At 33.9% G+C, this 7904-nt stretch carries 10 protein-coding genes and 1 pseudogene; all 11 read left to right on the plus strand.

Going from position 1 to position 7904, the window contains the following annotated elements:
• The first annotated feature begins 3 nt into the window (after positions 1 to 3).
• A complete protein-coding gene (locus LBD57_RS04560; RefSeq protein ID WP_373470149.1) occupies positions 4 to 1290 on the plus strand; it encodes a pyocin knob domain-containing protein in 1287 nt (428 codons plus the stop codon).
• Positions 1291 to 1316: 26 nt separating this feature from the next.
• Positions 1317 to 1709, plus strand: a complete 393-nt coding sequence (locus LBD57_RS04565; RefSeq protein WP_373470150.1) for a hypothetical protein — start codon at positions 1317 to 1319, stop codon at positions 1707 to 1709.
• Between the two features lie 175 nt (positions 1710 to 1884).
• Entirely contained in the window at positions 1885 to 2403 is a 519-nt protein-coding gene (locus LBD57_RS04570) for a hypothetical protein (protein WP_373470151.1), read from the plus strand.
• 136 nt (positions 2404 to 2539) lie between these two features.
• Positions 2540 to 4804 carry a hypothetical protein gene (locus LBD57_RS04575; RefSeq protein ID WP_373470152.1) on the plus strand — a complete coding sequence of 755 codons (2265 nt, stop codon included), beginning with the start codon at positions 2540 to 2542 and terminating at the stop codon, positions 4802 to 4804.
• A 15-nt stretch (positions 4805 to 4819) separates the two neighbouring features.
• A complete protein-coding gene (locus tag LBD57_RS04580) occupies positions 4820 to 5212 on the plus strand; it encodes a D-Ala-D-Ala carboxypeptidase family metallohydrolase (protein ID WP_373470153.1) in 393 nt (130 codons plus the stop codon).
• Positions 5197 to 5529, plus strand: coding sequence for a hypothetical protein (locus LBD57_RS04585; protein ID WP_373470154.1), 333 nt, complete (start codon positions 5197 to 5199; stop codon positions 5527 to 5529). Before LBD57_RS04580 ends, LBD57_RS04585 begins: the two co-directional genes overlap by 16 nt.
• Entirely contained in the window at positions 5492 to 5845 is a 354-nt protein-coding gene (locus LBD57_RS04590) for a hypothetical protein (RefSeq protein ID WP_373470155.1), read from the plus strand. Before LBD57_RS04585 ends, LBD57_RS04590 begins: the two co-directional genes overlap by 38 nt.
• 31 nt (positions 5846 to 5876) lie before the next feature.
• Positions 5877 to 6158 carry a hypothetical protein gene (locus LBD57_RS04595; protein ID WP_373470156.1) on the plus strand — a complete coding sequence of 94 codons (282 nt, stop codon included), beginning with the start codon at positions 5877 to 5879 and terminating at the stop codon, positions 6156 to 6158.
• A gap of 9 nt (positions 6159 to 6167) precedes the next feature.
• Positions 6168 to 6611, plus strand: coding sequence for a hypothetical protein (locus tag LBD57_RS04600; RefSeq protein ID WP_373470157.1), 444 nt, complete (start codon positions 6168 to 6170; stop codon positions 6609 to 6611).
• Positions 6612 to 6640: 29 nt separating this feature from the next.
• Complete coding sequence (locus tag LBD57_RS04605) at positions 6641 to 6997, plus strand: hypothetical protein (protein WP_373470158.1); 357 nt, start codon at positions 6641 to 6643, stop codon at positions 6995 to 6997.
• 73 nt (positions 6998 to 7070) lie between these two features.
• Positions 7071 to 7904 (plus strand): annotated as a pseudogene (locus LBD57_RS04610) (hypothetical protein); the annotation flags it as partial.

A 7904-nucleotide genomic window follows, 5' to 3' on the forward strand; every position in this document is an offset into this window, starting at 1 on the left:
ATTATGCTATTTCTTGGGGAAAATAGAATAGATGGATTGAGTGTTACTAAACCAGTGCCAGCAAGTTTTGCTCAAGGTACATTCGAACCAACGACAACCATAAATAAAAACGATACTGTAATATTGCCATTAGCGGATGCTGTTGGTACTTTAAGTAGTTATATTAATGGCGCCGAGTTTACCGTTCCAATAGCAGGAGTTTATACAATATCTGCTTTTTTTGGTATGGTAGATCCAACAGATACCGCTGGTTTATGTAATTACTTTGTTCAAATAGATTTTAATAACGGATTAGGTTATCAGAATGCTTTTGGTTTAACAAGAGCTTTTGGTAGAAATAGAACGCAATATATTTCAGGTACAATAGCATTAGATAAAGGTGCTAAATTACAAATATTAATTCACAATAGTGAAGAAATGGCTCGAGCATTTTGTGTTAAAGGAACGGGTGCAGATGCTCTTGGTGGTTGGTGGAATATAACACTTGTTGAGCAAGTTCTTCCTTCTATTGTTGCTGATTCGCATTTTGTAATATCAAGTAATGAACCTGGTAAGGTTGCAATTAACTCAGATTCTGGGCAAATGACTGCTAATAATGTACTAACGGCTGTTAATTTACCTATTAATACAGATTTAAATGATGTTAAGATAACTGGAACTTATTTTCTTTCAGATATTACTGGTATTTCTAATTTACCAATAGCTTATAAAGGAGTATTAGAAGTTTGGACTAATGATGTTGAGATAAAACAAGTATATGCATTAACTAGTTATAACAACTATAAATATGAAAGAACGTTTTTTAATAATGTTTGGAGTACTTGGCAGCGAGTGCAATTTAAATCTGATGAATATATGACAGCTTATACTAATGGATTACAGAATCCAGATCCAAATACCAACTACTTTCAATATTATAAAATACTAGAACTAACTAATCCTGGGAGTAGTGGACAGACAAAAGTAAGTTTATTTATGTATTGGACGGGTTCTGATTCTGCGCCTGCTAGTTTTGGCGTTGGAATAATTGCAATACGTTTAAGAGGAACTGGTACTCCAGCAGTTTCATCACTCGCTATACAGCATCATGCAATGATTACCTCTTCTCAAGTAAGTTGGGGATATGTTCATACTGGTACAGATACCAGCGGTGTTTTTACACTATATGCTAGGTGTCGGCAATACTTTGGATTAAATACTATACTTCTACGTGGCGCTGCTCCTTTAAATCCTTGGGTTAATATTGGCACCGCACAACCATCGGATTATACAGATTTAGCATCGGTATAAAATGATAGATATTATTTGCCCTGATTGTGGCTCTATTAATATCTATTATCAAGGTGGTTGTGTTGTTTGTATGGATTGTGGATGGAGCCCTTGTAAAATTTAATAGTAAAGAACGTAAAGAAAGTAAAGAACGTAAAGAAAGTAAAGAAAGTAAAGAACGTAAAGAACGTAAAGAACGTAAAGAAAGTAAAGAAAGTAAGGAAAGTAAGGAAAGTAAAGAACGTAAAGAAAGTAAAGAACGTAAAGAAAGTAAAGAACGTAAAGAAAGTAAAGAAAGTAAGGAAAGTAAAGAACGTAAAGAAAGTAAAGAACGTAAAGAAAGTAAAGAACGTAAAGAAAGTAAAGAACGTAAAGAAAGTAAAGAACGTAAAGAACGTAAAGAAAGTAAAGGAGTTAGTAGATTTTTTAATATTTATTAACTCCTTTGCTTAATTCAAAATGGAAGGAGATGAAAGAGTATGGCAAAAAATAAGACGCCAAAGAAGCCACTAAAATCTTCTGGTTCTAGTAAAAAAGTGTCAGGAATTAAGAGGTCTAAATCTAAAGTTTGTTACTAACAGCTTTCCATGTTCGACGGAAAGGAGTGAATATTATATGTGGGATGGTGAAGAAAGACGAGGAGATAATCGTATTTTATTAGATATGGCATCTCGTATGGGTGCTTTAGAAACAAATATGGGTCATACAAAAGATGGTATTGAAAAGATTGATAGTAAACTTGAAAATATGTTAAAGAGTGCTGTAGATAGAGATGCTACTGTCGGACGATTAACAGTAGCTATTGAAACATTAGGAGATAGAGTATTAGAGCAAGAAGATAAACTTGACGAACATGTTAAAAATGATATTTCTATAGTAAGTTGGCTTAGTAATAAAGTTATATATATTATTATTTTAGTAATGGGTATGATAGGTGCCGCTTTTGTTAATCAATATCTTATACCAAAGGTAATGGGTATATTTGGCTCTAAAGAAGAACAAGAAATTGTACAATTAACAAAAATGCCAACAAGGCCTCTGTCGTTTGGCAACGAGACGACAAGCATTGAAAATATAAATGAAGAAAAATTTAATTTAAGAAAAGAGGAAATAGAAGATGAGGAGACCCTTTAAACCATTTGCGTTGTATGAATTCAATACACGCGCAGATTTTCCTGCAAATGGACACGTGGGTTACATTTACAGAGCTGTTGGTGGTAACGACACTGGTTTCTATCTCTGCGAAGGAGATGGGTCGGTCTATACTGGAATGTCGCAGGCTAAAGTACCTAATGGTGGTTTACCTGGCGAGTTTCTTGGTAAATTGTCGGTATCTGATGGTGATGTTGCGTGGATAGATCCTTTAGATGGTATACCAGCAAATCCTTATAGAGGAGAATTTGCAAGTTTAACAGCCTTACAAACAGCATATCCTACTGATTCTCAGGGTGCATACGCTACAATAACGGGTCAACTTTTTATTTATAATAATGGTTGGGAAGTAGCTTCAAATGTGTATCGTGGCAAATATAATATTCTTAGTGATTTGATAACAGCTTATCCAACAGATGTAGCAGGAGCTTTAGCTCTTGTAGCAGATGATCTTTATATATATCATGGTGAATGGATTATAAGCTCACAAGGTGTAACTGGAATAGATCATAATAAGTTAGAGAATTTACAAGGTGGCGAATTTGGTTATAGAGGGCATTTGGAAGAAAGCGAGTCTATCTGGGTTAAAGAGAAGATGAGCGGAGTACCAGCAACACCTATAAATTACGCTCCTATAGACGGTGCTCTTGATATATTTCAAGCACCATTATTTACGTTAAGTCCTTATAGCTCACCATTATATATTCCGTTACTTAAAATAAATGTAATGATTGCAACTGATGATCAAATGACTGATGTTGTGTTTTGGGATGATGTTTTTACAAATAATGTTGAATTTGAAATTCCAGCATTTTGGGCAATAATTCAAGCCAACACAACATATTATTGGCAAGCAAGATTTGTTGATGAAGAAGGAAGGCAAAGTAGTTGGAGTGATATAACATCATTTACAACTTTAGCTACTTTTGAAGCAACTATAGTAAAAACTCCAAAAATAATATATCCAAGTAAAGATGGTTTACGAATTCCTTCTGTTAATCCATCATTTGTTGCATCTGAATTTGCTGTAATAGGGGTTACAGATACTCACGAATCAAGTGATTGGGAACTTGCTAATAGCCCATTATTTGAATCGGCTGGTATAATTGCAGATACAACAGATGATATAACAAATAAAGTTATGTGGACGCCTACTGTTACGGTAAATGGTTCCGCGTATGTTAGAACAAGACAAAAAGGAGTTCTAACAACAGAAAAGAGTCCGTGGTCTACTAGACGAATGTTTTTACCAAGAGAATATTATACTGGTGCTGTTATCGGTGTTGGATTAAGATTATTAGAAGATGGAAATTATTATACTCATTGGATAGATGAAGGCGGTAATGATGTAAATCTTGCTAGTAATTATTTTGATAATCATTTGTGTTATAAACATCCGTTGATTATTATTGCTGGTCAGCACATGGCGACTGTTGTTCCAACATACGCTAAATGCGAAAAGAATGAATCAGCACAAGTTGGAGAAGATAAATATAGATGGTGGGTTAGTTATGAAGAATTTGATGGATGTGTGCTTCATCCGGCATTTGATCAGTCTGATGGTCCAATATATTTAAGTAGATATATGGGTGGTGCTTTAGCTGACAATTCCGCCAACGTAAGTGGTAGTGTTTCATCAGTTACTAATTTATGTAGTTTACCGAATTCTGCCGTTTGGAGTTCATCGATTAATTTAGGTAACTATGAAACTTTTACTACTCAATCATTAATCAACAAAGTAGCTTGGCTAAATACAGATGTTGATAATGATCATAAAGGCTGGCATGTAGAAAGCATATATGATTTATCTTTAATAAATTTATTACAATTAATTGAATTCAGAAGCTTTGATTACTCAACTGGAGACTGGTTTGGTTCTACTACTAATCAGTCTACTAGTACCGCATCGTTTGTTCCGTGGAGAAATATTCAAAATATGACATCTAATACTAGAGTTTGTCTAGGAGCATATGCTGGTAAAAGTTTAGACGGTAACACTTCTAGTTATTATGTTATAGGAGATCCTAAAAATTTAGCAACGCAACTAAATGTGGCGTTGGTTCCTATAGAAGATACTTGGCCAACAAATAAAATTGTTAGAATATATTGTACTGATATATATATGGGCGAAGTAAGTACGTTAAATTTTGATGTTGGTTTACTGTTTTTAGTAAAAGAAGCTACTACTTATGCAATAGCAGATGTTCCATTTAATCCCGTTGGTATATATTTATTTAATGTTTCTCGTACTAATGATATGTATCAAAGAAAATCTATAAATGAAATAATGAATTATAAGGCAATTAGTTTTTATACACACGCAGGAAGTAATGGTAATACAGGAGCTATAGTTTCATATATAGGTAAATGGACTAAGAGTTAAAAGGAGGGTTTAGTAATGGGAGATTGGTCAAAGAATTTTAATAAATCTGAATTTGCTTGTCCTTGCTGCGGTAAATTTATACAACATAATTCTTTGGTTGATATGCTTCAAGTTATTAGAGATGAAGTAAAATCTCCCATTAAAATTAATTCGGGTACAAGATGTTTAAAATATAATAATTCTTTGAGTGGAAGTTCTAACAATTCTGGGCATCTTACGGGCGAGTCGGCAGATATATATATATCTGGTTGGGATAATCAAAGATTATATATATTTCTTAAAGAATTATATAAAGTTGGAAAAATACAAAAACTAACATATTGTTACAAAATAGTAGGTAAAACAAATACTGCCGTACACGTTGGAATAGATAAGAAAAACCGTAAATCTATATGGGGTTCTGGTTAAAAGAAGATAGTATGTTAAGATGGATAGCTAAATGGCCAATGCGTAAACCTTTAGTATTGGTCGTTGTAATTATGTCCGTAGCTGTTATTTTGCATTCTGTCTATCAAGATAAAGATATTCCATCAAATACGGCAGGTTTTATGAGTGTTTTTGTGGGTGCTGTTGTTGGATCGTATTTTGCATCAAGTGCTTTTGAGAGTGTTCATACTTCTTCTAGTGAAAATTGTGATCCTGTTGTTAGTGAAGCCACAAGAGCTGTTTTAACGGAGGAACGTGCGTATGACAAATCAAACTCAGAAACTATCAACGAAGACTAAGATTATTATAGCTATTTCAGGTCTTTTATTAGGCGCCGCTATTGCAATGTATATTTTTACTGATCCGTCAACAACAAAGTTTACAGATCATGTTATTGAAGAAATTAAAGAAGAGAATATGACTTATCAGGAAGAGGTGAAACAGATTGAAGAGCGTGTTATTAGAGAAACAAGGATTGTTAGAGAACAAGTTCAACAAAATATTAGCGCTCTCGATCCTGATGCTCTTGCAAACACTATGGTTCACGAAATTATGCTATGGCGCGGAGCCTCTTCCGATCAATCTCAAGCACGTTCCACCTGGTTATACGATTGAAGAAGAAGGATATTTTATAGATATTCCAACAATGCAGGAAATAACAGCTATGGTTCAAACATACAGAATTGAGCGAGAGATTTATGAAAAAGCTTATAATGAGCTTAATAATAAATCTAAAGAATACACATCACAACAAGAAAAGAGATTAAAAGAGTTAGAAGAAGTTATAAATTTAGAACGAGATGACTGGCGTAAAGAAATTCGTAAAGCACGAGCACCTGGAATTGGTATTTTTGCTGGTCCAGCAGTATCAGCAAATGGTGATGTTGAAGTTGTAATTGGTGCTGGAGTTGTCTGGCGTATTTTTTAAATAATATTATTGGAGGTGATAGATATGTTAGAATTTAATCTTATCACCATTGTTTCATTTGTTGGGATGATAATTGGATTAATAAATTCTATTTATCTTATGCGCGGAAACATCAGTTCAAATCAAGAACGAAAATGGAAAGAACTTAAAGAATGGCAAGAAAAGATTGATTATAATTTTACAACAGATAATAACATACGATGGGATAAATTAGTAATTTGGAAAGATAAAGTTAATGAACGTTTAGAGCGAGATTATGAAAGACTTAATACTCATGCAAATTTTTTGAAAAAACGAGGCGAGTTTGAAGAACTTGTGTTATTGAGTCTTGGCGGTATATTAAAAACTCTCACTGTAGATAATGGAAGTCCATCAATACAAAAATTAGCAGATAGATTAGAAACTTATACGGCTTCGCTTGGAAGATTACACGCAGAACACATTGATGAGTAAAAGTTATTCAAAATGGAAGGAGGACTTTCGTGATTAAACGTGGTAGAAAAAAAATCTTAGAACCAATTCCAAAATTTGAACGTCGTCCTCCTCCATCGCCAACACCAGAAGGACGTGAAAATCAGATGATTGCTCTTGCTGTTGATAGAGCTGAAGAACAAATTCGAAGCGGTAATGTATCCGCTCAAGTATTAACGCATTATCTTAAATTAGGATCAACAAAAGAGCGTCTTGAGAAAGAAATTCTTGAAAAACAAAAAGAACTTATTACAGCAAAGACAGAAGCCATACAATCAGCAAAGAAAGTAGAAGAGCTTTATACGAATGCTCTAAAAGCTATGAGAGCTTATAGTGGTGGAGCATTTGATACAACAGATGAATTATAAAAAAGAGGATATAATTTATATAAAGAGTATATACAAGAACACAAACATTTTTTAAGGGTTGGTGAAAAGAATTATGTCTAAAGTAGTGCAAAGAACTATCACTCCTTTTAGTGGAAATTATTATGATAGTGATGGAAAGCTTCGAAATATAGACGGTCATCTTGTAACTGGCGACGGATTTAAAAATCCAAACACTCAAATAAATGGCGATTACTATGACCACGAGGGTAATATAAAAAATCTTAAAGAACTTTTAGATAGTTTTACCTCTGGATCTGGTGGCAGTACTGATCCTGGATTAAATATTCAAGTAAAAATGGATATAAATTATTCTTCTGATGCTGGAATTTTATTGGTGTCTGTTCATCCAGCAGAACCAATGACAGACTCAACAGTATCAATTATTTTAAGCGGGACCACAAGACAGGGCTCGTCACAACAACATAATTTTGCATTTTCTAATAATATTAGTGATTATGATTTTTTTTGGCAGTTAACAAATTTTAGTACAAAAATTATGTCTTCGAACGACGCGTTTTTAAATTTATGGACTCTTTTTATTATAAGAAACTCTGATAATTGTGTTCTTTATTCAAATATTATTAACTTTGTTAAAGAACTTCCTTCTGGTGGTACTACAGGTCAAGTATTAGCAAAAGTGTCTAATACAAATAGAGATTTTACTTGGGTTAGTCCTACAGCAGGAACGGGTGGTTTACCAAATGGTGGAAGTAGCGGTCAAATACTCACAAAAGCTTCTTCTGTTGATGGCGATGCTGAATGGGTTGATGTTCCAGATGAAGAACTTCCTTCTGGAGGTAACGCCGGTCAATTACTTGGAAAAGCGTCTGCTACAGACAAAGATGTTACCTGGGTTGATCCTCCAACTAGTAGTGGCTTGGGGATT

The organism is Candidatus Endomicrobiellum cubanum, assembly GCF_031278955.1.
Lineage (GTDB): Bacteria > Elusimicrobiota > Endomicrobiia > Endomicrobiales > Endomicrobiaceae > Endomicrobiellum > Endomicrobiellum cubanum.